Here is a 12,484-nt window from a genome sequence, read left to right on the forward strand (position 1 = left end):
CTAGGCCTTCTTGGCCGCGTCGGAGACGGTCTGGATGAGCTTCTCCGGGCTGCCGTCGCCCGCCATGAGGTCGACCACGCCGACGTTCATCGCGTTGCCGACGTTCAGGCCGTAGACCGTGTCGAGCCACTGGGAGACGTAGGGCGCGTCGTTGTACGCCTTGATGATCTCCTGCAGGTACGGCTCGGTGACCGCGGTCTGCGCCTCGGTGTTCACGGGCGGGGCGTTGAAGGCCGCGTAGTACTCCTTCTGCACGTCGGCGGTGCCGATGTAGTTGAGGAAGTCGACGCACTCCTTCGGGGCCTGCGCGGAGCAGGAGTACCCGTCGATGCCGCCCATGATGGAGCCGGGCTCGCCCTTGCCGCCGGAGATCTCCGGGAAGGGGAACCAGGACAGGTCGGCCAGCGGCTTCGTGTCCGGGGTCAGGCCCGCGATGACTCCCGGGTCCCAGGCGCCCATGAGCTCCATGCCCGCCTGGTGGTTGGCGATGAGGCCGGCGGAGCTGCCCGCGCCCTGCTGCGCGGCGGTGGTGAGGAAGCCGTCGTTGAAGGGGTTGGTGCCGACGAGGTCCTCGACGTCCTGGCCCGCCTTGATCCAGCAGTCGTCGCTGAAGTCCTTGTCCTTGGCGGCCTGCTCGAGGGTGTCGGAGCCGCACTCGCGGAGCGCGAAGTTGAAGTACCAGTGCGCGGCGGGCCACGCGTCCTTCGCGCCGAGCGCGATGGGGGCGACGCCCGTGGCCTTGAGCTTCTCGACGTCGGCGTTCAGCTCGTCCATGGTCTTCGGCGTCTCCGTGATGCCGGCCGCCGTGAAGAGGTCCTGGCTGTAGAAGATGCCGCTGGGGAGCACGGCGACGGGCATGGCGTAGGCCTTGCCGTCGATCGAGTTCGCGTCGAACGCGCTCTGCGCGATGCCGGCCTTCGCGTCGGCGGAGATGCCGTCCGTGATGTCCATGACCTGTCCCGCGGCGACCGTGGCGGCGAGCTTGCCGCCACCGCGCTGCAGGAAGATGTCGGGCGCGTCGCCCGAGTTGAGGGCCGTCTGGAGCTTGCCGTCGAGGTCCTCGTTCTGGACCGACGTGGGCGTGACCGTGACGCCGGGGTGGGCGGCGTTGAAGTCGGCCGTGGTCTTGTCCCAGAACGCCTTGCCCGGGCCGGTGGTGGAGTTGTGCCACAGCGTCATCTCGACGGGGCCGCCGTCTCCGCTGTCCGAGCCGCCGCCGCTGCAACCGGTGAGGGCGAGCGCCCCCACGATCAGGGCCGCGGATCCCGTGAGGATCTTCCGTGCCTTCATGTCGTACTACCTGTCTCTTCGTTGAGCGCACCCTGGCGGGTGTCGGGGGTGGACGTGCACAAGCCGCGGTCCTGGTGCTGTGGGGGTGCGGCTCGAACCGGTCCCGTGTCGCGTCGTCGCGTCGTCGCTTCGTCGTGACGGGGGCCGGTCGGGCCAGTCTCGGTCGCGCTCGAATCTTCGTCAAACGTTTTCGAAATCCTTTTCCCCGGGCGTAGGGTGCGGTCCATGTCCCGCCGTCCGACCATCCACGACGTCGCCGCTGCCGCCGGCGTCTCGGTGTCCACCGTGTCCAAGGCCGTGAACGGGCGGTACGGGATCTCGGCCGAGACGTCGAGCCGCGTGATGGAGGTCGTCGAGCGCCTGGGCTACGAGTCGAGCCTCGTCGCGAGCAGCATGCGCTCCCACCGCACCGGCGTGATCGGCGTGCTCGTGGCGGGCTTCGAGCCGTTCAGCGCCGAGATCCTCAAGGGCGTCGGCGCCGCGCTCCGCAACTCCCGCTACGACCTCCTGGCCTACAGCGGCTCCCGCCAGGTGGACAACACGGGATGGGAGCGCCGGTCGCTCAGCCGCCTGAGCGGCACCCTCATCGACGGCGCGATCATGGTGACGCCCACGGTCGTGACCGCCCAGACGGAGATCCCCGTCGTCTCCATCGACCCGCACACGGGTCCCGCCGACCTGCCGAGCGTCGAGTCCGACAGCCTCGGCGGCGCGCTCCAGGCGACGCGGCACCTCCTCGAGCTCGGGCACCGGCGCATCGGGTTCCTGGCCGGCCGCCCGGACCTCCGCTCCGCGAGCCTGCGCGAGGCCGGCTACCGGCGCGCGCTGCAGGACGCCGGCATCGCGTTCGACCCGGCGCTCGTGCGCGCGGGCCTGTTCCTCACCGCGGCCGCGCGGGAGCCGGCGCGCGCTCTGCTCTCGATGCCGGACCGGCCGACCGCGATCTTCGCCGCCAACGACCTGTCGGGCATCGCCATCCTGCAGGTGGCGGCCGAGCTCGGGATCCGCGTGCCCGAGGACCTATCCGTCATCGGCTTCGACGACATCCCGGAGGCCTCGCAGATGACGCCGCCGCTCACCACGATCCGCCAGCCCATGCAGCGCCTCGGGACGACCGCGGTGGACCTCCTCATGTCGCTCATGGACGGCGGGCAGCCGGAGGCGATGCGCGTGCAGCTGCCGACCCGGCTCGTGCGCCGCGCGACGACGGGGCCGCCGCCGGCACGCCGCCGCTGACCGGCGCGCCTGACAGGCTGGGCGCATGGATCACGACGACTGGGACGACCGGGTCGCCGCCTTCTGGGCGCGCGCCGACGACGAGCGGGCGGACGAGACCGTCGCCGCGATGCGGGCGCTGGTCGCCGAGCGGCTGGCCGACGATCCGCGGGCGCTCTTCGAGCTGGCCTGCGCGCACGACTTCGTGGGCCGCGAGGCGGAGGCCGTGCCGCTCTACCGGGCGGCCCTCGCGGGCGGGCTGGGTCCGGAGCACGAGCCGCTCGCGGTGATCCAGCTCGCGAGCTCCCTGCGCAACGTCGGTGAGCCCGAGCAGGCGGTCGCGCTCCTGGAGGCGATGCCGGACGACGCGCACGCACCCGGCCGCGATGCGTTCCTCGCGCTCGCCCTGCACGACGCCGGCCGCCCGACGGAGGCGCTGGCCCTCGCGCTGCGCCAGCTCGCGCCCGCCCTGCCGGAGTACGGCCGGGCCGTCGCCGCGTACGCGGAGGAGCTGTCCGAGCGCGGCCGGACGGATCCCGCCGCGGGCTAGGAGCCGGGCGTCGCGCGGGCCGCGTCCGCGGTCGTCGGGTCGGATCCGGCGTCGTGCCCGGGATCCGCGTCCGCCGCGTCCGCCTCCGCCTTCTTCGCGCGGGCGATGCGGATCGCGGCGCGGCCCGAGGGCAGGGAGATGGCGACCGTGATCACGACGACCGTGATGATCCCCGCCGCCACCAGCAGCGCCTGCACGCTGAACACGTCGGCGAGCGGCCCGAACGCGACCGCGCCGATCGGGGTCGCGAGCGCCATGACGATCCCGACGTAGCTGAAGACGCGGCCGTGCATCTCGGGCGCGACCGTCTCCTGCACGAGCGTCATGAACGGCGCCGAGAACAGCGGCACGAACAGGCCGATCGCGAACATGAACCCGTAGAAGACCCAGAGGTTCGGGCTCAGGCCGAGGCCCGCGGTGAAGACCGCGAAGCCGAAGCAGCTGACGAGGATCAGCGTCATGCGGTCGGACTTCGCGAACAGCGTCGACACGAGGGCGCCGCCGCCGAGCATCCCGACGCTGAAGGCGATCTCGAGCACGGTCACCATCCACACCTCGGTGCCGTAGGTGCGGGCCACCAGCAGCGGCGTGATGAACGACGGCGCCACCGTGAGCAGGAAGATGATCGCGAAGACCACGAGCAGCCAGCGCACGACGGGGTTGCCGCCGATGTAGCGGATCCCCTCGACGAGGTCCTCCCGGTACGTCGAGGTCTTGTCGGCGATGGATGCGAGCGTCGGCACGGCGACCGAGACGAGGAACGCGATGCCGATCGCGGCCGTGATCGCGTCGACGAAGAACAGGGGCACGAGGCCGTAGGCCGCGAAGATGGCGCCCGCGGCGGCCGGCGCGAGCAGGGCCATGGCCGACTGGATGGTGCCGAAGATCCCGTTGATCCGCAGCAGCTGCTCGGGCGGCACGATCTGCGGGATCATCGCCTGCACCGCGGGCGTCTGGAACCCGGCGCCGACGGAGCGCACGGCGACCGCGAGCAGGATGATCCAGAGGTCGGTGACCCCGTTCATCATGAGCAGGGCGAGCGCGAGGGTGACGATCGCGATGCTGCTGTCGGACACGATGACGAGCACGCGGCGGTTCATGCGGTCGGCGAGGGTGCCGCCGAAGATCGAGACGATGCCCTGCGGCAGGAACGCGGCGACCGCGTAGAGCGCGACCGCGAGGCCCGACCGGGTCTCGAACGTGACGTACCACATGACCGCGTACTGGACGAGCATCGAGCCGAACAGCGAGACGGTCTGGCCGCTGAGGAAGAGGGTCGCGTTGCGCTTCCAGCGGGCGGCGACGACGGCCTGGTCGGCCGCGCTCATCTCGGGCACGTCGGCAGGGGCTGCCGGGTCGCTCATCGGGTCCTCGCCTGCTCGCGTTTCCTCGGGTGTGGGACGCCAGGCTACGGCGCGGCGGGGGCGGCGCGCCAGGGTGGGGCGACGTTGATCAGAGATCCCGGCTGGCCAGCACCACGTCGGAGTCGGATGGCGTGATCTGCACCGTGCGGATGCTCTCGATCGGGAGGCTCGAGGTGGCCGCGAGCTGGGTCGCCTCGGCCTGGCCCGCGCCCCACGTGGCGACGATCGTGCGGGTGCCGTCGTCGGCGATCGCGACGAGGTCGTAGGCGCCCTTGCCCGCGCCGCCGCCCGCGTAGGCGCAGCTCCAGTCGAAGCGCGTGCCCCACGGCTTGGCGGTCACGGCGAGCTGGGCGGTGACGGCGTCGTCGAGCTCGGAGCGCATGCTGACGGCGTCGGCGGGCAGGCCCTCGCCGAGGGTCGGATCCGCGGCGGGCGACGAGACGGCGGGGGTCGGATCGGCGACGGGCGCGCTCACGCCGGCCCGCAGCGCCGAGCCGAGGGCGGCGCCGCCCGCGAGGAGCGCGACGGCGGCGGCCGCGAGGATCCACCGGCCGGTGCGGCGGGTCAGCGGCGGCCGGGCGGCACCCGCGGCGGGGCGACGGCGGCGGCGCGGCACCCGGTGGGCGGACGCGTCCGGCGCGGGCGCGGCGGGCTGCGGCACGGCGGGGGCCTCGGGCTCGTCCATGAGCGCGATCGCCTCCTCGACGGGCAGCATCCGCAGCACGCCGGGCAGCCCGGAGAGCTCGGCGAGGGAGCGCACGCACGCGTCGCACCCCTCGAGGTGGGCCTCGAAGAGCGCGCGGTCGGTGGCGCTCAGGCTGCCGAGCACGTACGCGGCATCCCACTCGTGGATGTCGTCGGCGCGGTCGTTCATCGGGTGACTCCTCGTTCCTGCAGGGCGAGCCGGAGCGCCTTGAGCGCGTAGTGGAGGCGGGACTTGATGGTGCCGGGCGGGACGCCCTCGCGTTCGGCCGTCTCCACGACCGTCCGGCCCAGGTGGTAGCAGCTGACGACGGCGCGGCGGTGCTCGGCGGACAGCGACGCGAGCGCCTCGGCGACGAGCAGGCGGTCGATGATCGCGTCGGAGGCGTCGGCGACCGGATCCTCCGGCAGCACGTCGGTCGGCGTCTCGCGGCCGCGCCAGGCGCTGCGCCGGTCGTCGATCACGAGGTTCCGCACCACGGTGAAGAGCCAGCGGCGGGCCGACTCGTCGTCCTCGGCGAGGATCGCGGGCGAGCGCCAGGCCCGCAGCAGCGCCTCCTGCACGACGTCCTCGGCGAGCGCGGGATCCCCCGTGAGCCGCAGCGCGTACCGCTGGAGCGCGGGTGCGTGCGCATCGTGCAGCGCCCGCATGCGGGCCGTGCTCTCCGTGGTCATCCGTGCCTCCTCCCTCCACGACGAGATGGACGGCCGGAAGGTTCACCGCTCCGGGGAATCATCGCAGGCGGATCCTGAACCTGGCAGCACCCTGAACGCGTGAACGTTCCTCCGCGCTGGCCCGTCGTCCCTGATGTCGGCGCAGCATCCAGCGCCGGCGGACGAGCACCATCCGGATCAGGAGACCTCCATGCAGAAGAAGACCAAGATCATCCTCGGCACGAGCGCGGCCGTGGTCGTCGTGCTCGGTGTCAGCGCCGCCGCGTTCGGCCCCGCCTTCTACCGCGACGTGATCGTCGGCGCCCCCGAGGCCGCCCCGTCCGTCTCGGCCGCGCCCGCCGACTCCACGCTCGACACGAGCGACCTGTCCGGCGAGTGGCAGATCGGCACCGGCAGCACGGCCGGGTACCGCGTCGACGAGGTGCTCAACGGCACCGACGTGACCGTCGTCGGCAAGACCGAGGACGTGACCGGCAGCATCACGGTCGACGGATCCACCCTCTCGGCCGCGACCGTGACGGTCGACGTCGCGAGCATCGCCACCGACGCGGCGCCCCGCGACGAGTACTTCCGCACCCAGGCCATGCAGGTCGACCAGTACCCCGACGCGACGTTCACGCTCACGCAGCCGGTCGACGCGGCCGTGCCTGCCGACGGCCAGGTCGCGACCGTCCAGGCGACCGGCGAGCTCACCATGCACGGCGTGACGCAGACCGTCACGGTGCCGCTGCAGGCCGCGCTCTCGGGCGACGGCGTGCAGGTGAGCGGATCCATCCCCGTCACGTTCTCCGACTACGGCGTCCAGGCCCCGAGCCTCGGCTTCGTCAGCGTCGAGGACCAGGGCACGGTCGAGTTCCTGGTGTCGGCCACGCCGACGAACTAGTCCCGACCCGCCCTTCGGGGCCGCGAGGACGAGGGGAGGAGGAGCGCATCCGGGTCGCTCCCCCTCCCCTTCGTCGTGCGCTCCTACTCGTCGTCCATGTCGGCGGCGAAGCGGCGGAAGTCGCCGCGCTCCTCGTGCATCGCCCAGAGGGTGTCCGCGAGGGCCTTCGGGTCCTTCGTCGGGTGGCCCGGCGTGATGGCGCCGGGGATGATCAGCTGGCCCACGTGGATCCCGTCGCCCGCGAGCGCCTCGTGGATCATCTGCCCGTAGGCGCTCTCGCCCGCGAATGCGATGGAGGTGCCGGCGTACTTCGGCAGCGGCTGCACGGCGGTGCCGCCGTTGATGAACAGGACCGTCCCGCGTCCGAGCACGCGCATGCCCTGCAGCACCTGGTGCACGGCGGCGACGGGCGCCTGGATGGAGAACTCGAACGCGCCGACGAGGTCGCCGGGCGTGGTCTCGAGGACCGGCCGCAGGAACTCCTTCTGCGGCAGCGGGCTGTACTGGAGGACCTCGACGGGCCCGAGGTCCTGCGCCGCCCGGTCGAGCGCGGCGGCGAGCGCCACGTGGTCGCGGACGTTCGCGGCGTACCCGCGGGCGGTGATCCCCTCGTCGGCGAGGGTGCGCGCGAGCTCGTCGACGTGCTCCTGGCTGCGCGAGACGAGCGCGACGGCGAGGCCCTCGGCTCCGAAGCGGCGGGCGACGGCGGCGCCGAGGCCGGCGCCGGCCCCCACGATGGCGATGGTGGTCATGGTTCTCCTCCTGCGGATCGGACGGATGGGCGGCCGGGCGTCGGGTGCGCGCGCGGCTCGCGGGTTCGACGCTAGGCCCGTCGGGCAGCGGCGTCCGGGTCACGGCGGCGGCCCGTCGACCAGCGGACACGGACCCGGGCGCGCGCCGGCCGCTAGCGTGGCGGGATGCAGCTGACGCCCGAGCTCGCCGCGCAGCTCGCGCGGGTGCCGCGGACGCACGGCGGGCTGCTGGCGCCGTGCCGGATCACGCTGCGATCGGGGCACGTGCGCGATCGGGTGCGCGTGGCCGAGCGCTCGGAGCTCGCGCGGGCCGGGATCCGGCCGGGGCCCGCCTTCGAGGTGGAGGACGTCGCGCGCATCGAGGACAGCCCGTTGCGACTGGCGGCGGAGCTGGCCGAGCGGATCCACGCGGCCGGCGAGTCCGGCATGGGGTACCTGCGGTTCCTGGTGCGGATGCGCGACGGATCCGTCCTGCCGTTCGTCACCGGCGGGAGCGCCGACTTCCCCGACTGGCCGCCGGGGGTGGATCCGCGCGACGCCGTCGACGTGCTCCCGCACGGCGGCCGCGAGGTGTTCCTGCACCGCCCGCCGACTCCGCACGAGAGCGGCGCGCCCGCGGGCTGGCTGCTCTACGACGCGTAGGCCGCGGGGTCAGGGCCGCGCGGCCGCCGCGAGCAGCGCCCGGGCCGCGTCGCGCGCGACCTGCAGCGGACGGCCGAAGGTGCCCATGCCGATCGTCACGAGGCCGCCCTCGTAGATCAGCATCAGCGTGCGGGCGGTGGCCGCCGCGTCGGGCACCCCCGCCTCGTGGCACAGGTCCCGGATCAGCTCGTGCAGCCACGCCTTCTGCCGCATGACCTCGGGGAGGACGTCGTGGCCGTCGTCGTCGGCGCCCAGGTCGCCGGCGCCGAGCTCCGCGCGCGCGTTGATCGCGCTGCAGCCCTTGGGCGTGTTGACGTCGGCCCACGAGACGGCCGCGTCGAACACGGCCAGCACCCGGTCGATCCCGGGCTCGGGCGTGCGCGCGAGCCGCGCCGCGAGGTGCTCGCGCCAGCGCGCGTCGCGGTGCTGCAGGTACGCCACCACGAGCTGCTCCTTGGAGCCGAAGCGGTCGTAGATCGTCTTCTTGGTGACGCCGGCGGCCGCGGCGATCGCGTCGACGCCGACCACGTGGATCCCCCGCGCGTAGAAGAGCTCGGACGCCGCGTCGAGCACGCGGCGGGCCCCGGGGGTGAGCGGGGCGAGGTCGGGCACGGCGGTGGGCATGCATCCAATATACCGGTCTGTATAGTCGAGCCCATGACGAGTAGACAGATCGGTGTACCTCGACCGCTGGTGACCATCGCCGCCGCCGCCGGCTTCGTGCTCGCCTGGAGCTCGGGCTTCCTCATCGCGGCCGTCGGCACGGTCGAGGTGCCGGCGACGACGCTGCTCGTCTGGCGGTTCGCGCCGCTCGCCGTGGCGCTCGTGGCGCTGGTCGTCGTGACCGGCGCGGCCCGCGGGATCGCGCCGCGGACGCTCGCGCGGCAGGCGCTCATCGGCGCGTTCGCGCAGCTCGGCTACTGCGCGTTCGTGTACGCGTCGATCGGCGCCGGCATCGCGACCGGGACGACCGCGCTCATCGACGCGGTGCAGCCGCTCGTCGTCGCGACGCTCGTCGGTCCGCTTCTCGGGCTGCGCGTGCGCGGCGCGCAGTGGGCCGGGCTCGCGTTCGGCGCCGTCGGCGTGGTGCTCGTGGTGCGGTCGCAGGCGGGGGCGGCGGACGCGGATCCGGTCGCCTACCTGCTGCCCGCGGCGGCGATGGCGTGCCTGGTCGCGGGGACGTTCCTCGAGCGCCGGTCGTCCGGCCGGCCGCCGGTGCTCGTGACGCTGACCGTGCACGTCGTCGTCACGACGGTGGCGCTCGTGGTCGCCGCGGTCGCGAGCGGGATGCTGGCGCCGCCCGCGGATCCTGCGTTCTGGATCACCACGGTGGTCGCCGCCCTCGTGCCGACCCTCGCGGCCTACGGGCTGTACTGGTGGCTGCTCGAGCGGGTGGGGATCACGGCGCTCAACGCCCTGCTGTTCCTCGTCGCGCCGACCACCGCGGCGGCGGGCGCGCTCCTGCTCGGGGAGCGGATCACGGCGGTGACGCTCGCCGGGTTCGTGCTGTGCGGCGCGGGCGTGGCGGTGGTGCTGGCGACCGAGGCGCGGCGTGCGGCCTCGGTACCCGGCCGTGACGCGGCGACCGCCGAGGACCACCCCAGTCCGGGTGCGGATCCCCGCGCGCCGGCCACCCGGGCCGCGTGACGCCCTAGGGTCCCGACATGAGCGCTCCGCGGATGCCCGTCCCCTGGGCCGGCCTGTGCGCCGCCGCCATCCTCACGCTGAGCGGGTGCGCGGCGTCCGGCGAGGAGGCCGGCGGGCTCGCGGCGGAGGATCCGCCCGTCGTCCTGCCGACGGCCGACGCGGCTCCGACGCCCACCCCCACGACCGACGACACGGCCGTGGGCGGCTACGCCGAGTGCGACGACGCCTCCCCCGCCGCGCTCGCGGCCGTGAACGCCAGCATCGCCGCGCACGACGGGCCCTTCCCCGGGTTGCAGCTCGACGGGCTCGAGACCCGGTGGGATGACGAGCAGCGGGTCTGGACCCTCGCCGGGACGATCGGACCCGTGGGCGACGACCCCGAGGCCGAGCCGGCGTCCGACGATCGGGTGGCGCTGTGGGCCACGGACCAGGATCCGACGCGCGAGGACTTCGCGGGCACGCTGTGGTCGGCGGTGAACGGCGCCGACATGGTGTCCGACGCGCCGCAGCTCGGCTCGTTCCCGCAGCTGTCGATGGACGGCCCGGGCCCGGCCGGCATGTGGTGCAGCGACCTCTACCCTGCGTGGGCCGGCGGCACCGGCGGCTGACCCGCGGCCGGCAGCCCGCGCAGCCACACGTCCACCTCGCGGGTCGACCGCAGCCGCACGATCCGGAGGTGCGGGTGCGCGACGGCCGCGCGCGCCATGCGCGTCCGCACCTTCGCGCGACCCCGCCAGCCCCAGCGGACGATGTGGTCCGGGTCGGTGAGGATCGTCCGCATCGGCGGCTCGACGTTGCCGTGCCAGAGCGGCTCGCGGCGCCAGCGGCGGACGACCGTGCGGCGGATCAGGCGACCCATCTGCACCGCCACGGGCAGGTCGAGCCAGACGAGGGTGTCGGCGCGCGACGGCAGCAGATCCCCGAGCTGGGTCGTGTACTGCCACTCGGTGACCCAGGCGTCGCGCGAGGAGAGGGCCTCGACGTCGTCGCGGAAGGTGGGCAGCTCGCTCCAGGCGGGGCCGTGGAAGAGGGCGTCCACCTCGGTGTGGGGCAGGCCCGTGCGCTCCTGGATGCGCCGCGCCAGCGTGGTCTTCCCGGCGCCCGACGGCGCGCCGATGAGGATGCGCCGGGCAGGTGGATCGAGGCGGTCGACGGGTCCGAGCATCCCGCGAGCCTAGGGCGGCAGCCGCGACCGCGTCGGGGTCGCGCCCCCGGTCCTGCGTCCGCTCGCCCGGGCCGGCCCGCATGCGGCAGGCTCGCCTCGTGACCCCCTCCCCTGGATCCGCCCGCCTCCTCGCCGCCTACGACGCCCAGCTCCGCACCGACGCCGAGACGCCGAGCGCGCTCGACGTGCGGGTGCTCGGCCCGCTGCGGCTCGTCGTCCTCCCCGGCGCGCGCGGCTTCATCACGTACGCCGACCTCGGCGGCCTCGACGAGGCCGGCCTCCGCGAACTCGTCCCCGCGGCGCTGGCCCGCTTCCGCGACGACCCCGTGATCGCGACCGTGGAGTGGAAGACCCGTGGACACGACCACGCGCCCGGGCTCGACGGGATCCTCCGCGCGAACGGCTTCGTGCCCGAGGAGCGCGAGTCGATCATGCTGGGCGAGGCCCGGGCGCTCGCGGTCGACGTGCCGCTGCCCGCGGGCGTCACCCTGCGGCGCATCACCGCGGAGGCCGACGTGCGGGCGATGAGCGCCATGCAGGACGAGGTCTTCGGCGACGCGGTGTCCGCGGATCACGCCGACGCGATCCTCCACCGCCTCCGCCTCGACGACGGCATGGAGCTGTGGGTCGCCGGGGCCGAGGGCCGGATCGTCTCCGCGGGCCGGCTCGAGCCCGTCGCGGGATCCGACTTCGCCGGCCTCTGGGGCGGCTCGACCGTGCCGGAGTGGCGCGGCCGCGGCATCTACCGCGCCCTCACCGCGGCCCGCGCGCGCTCGGCCCTCGCCGCCGGCCGCACCCTCATCCACAGCGACTCGACCGACCTCTCCCGCCCGATCCTCGAGCGCTCCGGCCTCGTCGCCTGCTCGACCACGACGCCGTACGCCTGGTCGCGCTGACGCCCTCGCGGCCCGGACCGCCCCGCTCCCGCCGGAGTTGACTGGCCGGATGCAGACGTTCCTCCCCTACCCGGACCTCGCGGAGAGCATGGCCGTGCTCGACGACAAGCGGCTCGGGAAGCAGCGCGTCGAGACGCTCCAGGTGATGAAGGCCGTGACCGTCGCCGGCTACGGCTGGCAGAGCCACCCCGTCACGCGCATGTGGCGCGGCTACCGGCCGGCGCTCATGGAGTACCAGGAGGCGACGTGCGCCGAGTGGACCCGCCGCGGCTTCGCGGACACGTGCTTCGAGAAGACGCTCGCGATCATCGCCGAGGTGCCCGAGGACCTCGCCGCCTACACCGAGGGCCGCATCGAGCTCCCGCCGTGGTGGGGCCGCGCGGAGCTGCACCTCTCGCACCGCTCGAAGCTGCTGGCGAAGGCGCCGGAGCTGTACCGGACGTCGTTCCCGGGGGATCCCGACGACCTCGACTACGTGTGGCCGGGTGCCGGCGCGTGATCGATTCCCTCACGCGGGGGTACTGTGGCCGCGTGAGCATCACGAGCAGCACGGCGCCCTCGGGGCGTGGGGAGGTCGTCGGCGGCACGTCCGTCGGCACCAGGTAGTCACCGGATCCGTCGCCGTGCCCCGCGAGGTCCGGCCACCACCGGCGCTCCGTCGATCCCCGAGGATCCGGCCGCCGTCCCGACACCCGTCCCCGCG

Annotated in this window: 15 protein-coding genes; 8 read left to right on the forward strand and 7 right to left on the reverse strand. The window is 74.0% G+C overall.

What is annotated here, in order from left to right; genetic code table 11:
* Positions 1-1,290, reverse strand: coding sequence for an extracellular solute-binding protein (locus FGI33_RS12040; RefSeq protein WP_119434385.1), 1,290 nt, complete (start codon positions 1,288-1,290; stop codon positions 1-3).
* Between the two features lie 225 nt (positions 1,291-1,515).
* Between FGI33_RS12040 and FGI33_RS12045 the strand changes: the two genes are divergently transcribed.
* Both FGI33_RS12045 and FGI33_RS12050 read left to right on the forward strand, forming a co-directional pair.
* Positions 1,516-2,526 (forward strand): LacI family DNA-binding transcriptional regulator, encoded by a 1,011-nt coding sequence (locus FGI33_RS12045; RefSeq protein WP_119402054.1) that lies wholly within the window; start codon positions 1,516-1,518, stop codon positions 2,524-2,526.
* Positions 2,527-2,551: 25 nt separating this feature from the next.
* Entirely contained in the window at positions 2,552-3,055 is a 504-nt protein-coding gene (locus tag FGI33_RS12050; protein WP_237581945.1) for a tetratricopeptide repeat protein, read from the forward strand.
* Here FGI33_RS12050 and FGI33_RS12055 read toward each other — a convergent pair.
* From FGI33_RS12055 to FGI33_RS12065, 3 genes are all read right to left on the reverse strand, one after another.
* Positions 3,052-4,419 carry an MFS transporter gene (locus FGI33_RS12055; protein ID WP_119435566.1) on the reverse strand — a complete coding sequence of 456 codons (1,368 nt, stop codon included), beginning with the start codon at positions 4,417-4,419 and terminating at the stop codon, positions 3,052-3,054. The two genes, FGI33_RS12050 and FGI33_RS12055, sit on opposite strands and share 4 nt — an antisense overlap.
* Before the next feature lie 88 nt (positions 4,420-4,507).
* Complete coding sequence (locus FGI33_RS12060; protein WP_237581946.1) at positions 4,508-5,293, reverse strand: anti-sigma factor family protein; 786 nt, start codon at positions 5,291-5,293, stop codon at positions 4,508-4,510.
* Positions 5,290-5,796 carry a sigma-70 family RNA polymerase sigma factor gene (locus FGI33_RS12065; protein ID WP_011931510.1) on the reverse strand — a complete coding sequence of 169 codons (507 nt, stop codon included), beginning with the start codon at positions 5,794-5,796 and terminating at the stop codon, positions 5,290-5,292. Before FGI33_RS12065 ends, FGI33_RS12060 begins: the two co-directional genes overlap by 4 nt.
* Positions 5,797-5,986: 190 nt before the next feature.
* Here FGI33_RS12065 and FGI33_RS12070 point away from each other — a divergent pair, with 190 nt between their 5' ends.
* Entirely contained in the window at positions 5,987-6,679 is a 693-nt protein-coding gene (locus FGI33_RS12070; RefSeq protein WP_119403018.1) for a YceI family protein, read from the forward strand.
* Positions 6,680-6,762: 83 nt separating this feature from the next.
* Here FGI33_RS12070 and FGI33_RS12075 read toward each other — a convergent pair whose 3' ends face one another.
* Positions 6,763-7,431, reverse strand: a complete 669-nt coding sequence (locus FGI33_RS12075; RefSeq protein WP_119435461.1) for an SDR family NAD(P)-dependent oxidoreductase — start codon at positions 7,429-7,431, stop codon at positions 6,763-6,765.
* A 165-nt stretch (positions 7,432-7,596) separates the two neighbouring features.
* Here FGI33_RS12075 and FGI33_RS12080 point away from each other — a divergent pair, with 165 nt between their 5' ends.
* The gene (locus FGI33_RS12080) at positions 7,597-8,073 is read left to right on the forward strand and encodes a hypothetical protein (protein ID WP_237581947.1); all 477 of its coding nucleotides are present in this window, start codon (positions 7,597-7,599) and stop codon (positions 8,071-8,073) included.
* 9 nt (positions 8,074-8,082) lie between these two features.
* On the opposite strand, the gene FGI33_RS12085 is transcribed toward FGI33_RS12080, so the two are convergent.
* Positions 8,083-8,697, reverse strand: coding sequence for a TetR/AcrR family transcriptional regulator (locus FGI33_RS12085; protein ID WP_119435523.1), 615 nt, complete (start codon positions 8,695-8,697; stop codon positions 8,083-8,085).
* Positions 8,698-8,730: 33 nt separating this feature from the next.
* Between FGI33_RS12085 and FGI33_RS12090 the strand changes: the two genes are divergently transcribed.
* Together FGI33_RS12090 and FGI33_RS12095 are read left to right on the forward strand one after the other, a co-directional pair.
* A complete protein-coding gene (locus FGI33_RS12090; protein WP_237581948.1) occupies positions 8,731-9,720 on the forward strand; it encodes a DMT family transporter in 990 nt (329 codons plus the stop codon).
* 17 nt (positions 9,721-9,737) lie between these two features.
* Positions 9,738-10,328, forward strand: coding sequence for a hypothetical protein (locus tag FGI33_RS12095; protein WP_119434891.1), 591 nt, complete (start codon positions 9,738-9,740; stop codon positions 10,326-10,328).
* Here FGI33_RS12095 and FGI33_RS12100 read toward each other — a convergent pair.
* Positions 10,295-10,885, reverse strand: coding sequence for a P-loop NTPase family protein (locus tag FGI33_RS12100; RefSeq protein ID WP_119434892.1), 591 nt, complete (start codon positions 10,883-10,885; stop codon positions 10,295-10,297). The genes FGI33_RS12095 and FGI33_RS12100 overlap by 34 nt on opposite strands.
* An 80-nt stretch (positions 10,886-10,965) precedes the next feature.
* Between FGI33_RS12100 and FGI33_RS12105 the strand changes: the two genes are divergently transcribed.
* Together FGI33_RS12105 and FGI33_RS12110 are read left to right on the forward strand one after the other, a co-directional pair.
* On the forward strand, positions 10,966-11,781 hold the full coding sequence (locus FGI33_RS12105; RefSeq protein ID WP_119434893.1) for a GNAT family protein: 816 nt from the start codon (positions 10,966-10,968) through the stop codon (positions 11,779-11,781).
* A gap of 49 nt (positions 11,782-11,830) precedes the next feature.
* Entirely contained in the window at positions 11,831-12,280 is a 450-nt protein-coding gene (locus tag FGI33_RS12110; protein ID WP_119434894.1) for an MSMEG_6728 family protein, read from the forward strand.
* Positions 12,281-12,484: the final 204 nt, after the last annotated feature.

Origin of the sequence: Clavibacter phaseoli, assembly GCF_021922925.1 — a bacterium.
Lineage (GTDB): Bacteria > Actinomycetota > Actinomycetes > Actinomycetales > Microbacteriaceae > Clavibacter > Clavibacter phaseoli.

Excerpts from the sequence above, each read along its gene's own strand:
- FGI33_RS12045 (WP_119402054.1), top strand. The coding sequence starts at position 1,516 with ATGTCCCGCCGTCCGACCATCCACGACGTCGCCGCTGCCGCCGGCGTC.
- FGI33_RS12050 (WP_237581945.1), top strand. The coding sequence starts at position 2,552 with ATGGATCACGACGACTGGGACGACCGGGTCGCCGCCTTCTGGGCGCGC.
- FGI33_RS12060 (WP_237581946.1), bottom strand. The coding sequence starts at position 5,293 with ATGAACGACCGCGCCGACGACATCCACGAGTGGGATGCCGCGTACGTG.
- FGI33_RS12095 (WP_119434891.1), top strand. The coding sequence starts at position 9,738 with ATGAGCGCTCCGCGGATGCCCGTCCCCTGGGCCGGCCTGTGCGCCGCC.
- FGI33_RS12100 (WP_119434892.1), bottom strand. The coding sequence starts at position 10,885 with ATGCTCGGACCCGTCGACCGCCTCGATCCACCTGCCCGGCGCATCCTC.
- FGI33_RS12055 (WP_119435566.1), bottom strand. The coding sequence starts at position 4,419 with ATGAGCGACCCGGCAGCCCCTGCCGACGTGCCCGAGATGAGCGCGGCC.
- FGI33_RS12040 (WP_119434385.1), bottom strand. The coding sequence starts at position 1,290 with ATGAAGGCACGGAAGATCCTCACGGGATCCGCGGCCCTGATCGTGGGG.
- FGI33_RS12080 (WP_237581947.1), top strand. The coding sequence starts at position 7,597 with ATGCAGCTGACGCCCGAGCTCGCCGCGCAGCTCGCGCGGGTGCCGCGG.
- FGI33_RS12090 (WP_237581948.1), top strand. The coding sequence starts at position 8,731 with ATGACGAGTAGACAGATCGGTGTACCTCGACCGCTGGTGACCATCGCC.
- FGI33_RS12070 (WP_119403018.1), top strand. The coding sequence starts at position 5,987 with ATGCAGAAGAAGACCAAGATCATCCTCGGCACGAGCGCGGCCGTGGTC.
- FGI33_RS12065 (WP_011931510.1), bottom strand. The coding sequence starts at position 5,796 with ATGACCACGGAGAGCACGGCCCGCATGCGGGCGCTGCACGATGCGCAC.
- FGI33_RS12085 (WP_119435523.1), bottom strand. The coding sequence starts at position 8,697 with ATGCCCACCGCCGTGCCCGACCTCGCCCCGCTCACCCCCGGGGCCCGC.
- FGI33_RS12075 (WP_119435461.1), bottom strand. The coding sequence starts at position 7,431 with ATGACCACCATCGCCATCGTGGGGGCCGGCGCCGGCCTCGGCGCCGCC.
- FGI33_RS12105 (WP_119434893.1), top strand. The coding sequence starts at position 10,966 with ATGCGGCAGGCTCGCCTCGTGACCCCCTCCCCTGGATCCGCCCGCCTC.
- FGI33_RS12110 (WP_119434894.1), top strand. The coding sequence starts at position 11,831 with ATGCAGACGTTCCTCCCCTACCCGGACCTCGCGGAGAGCATGGCCGTG.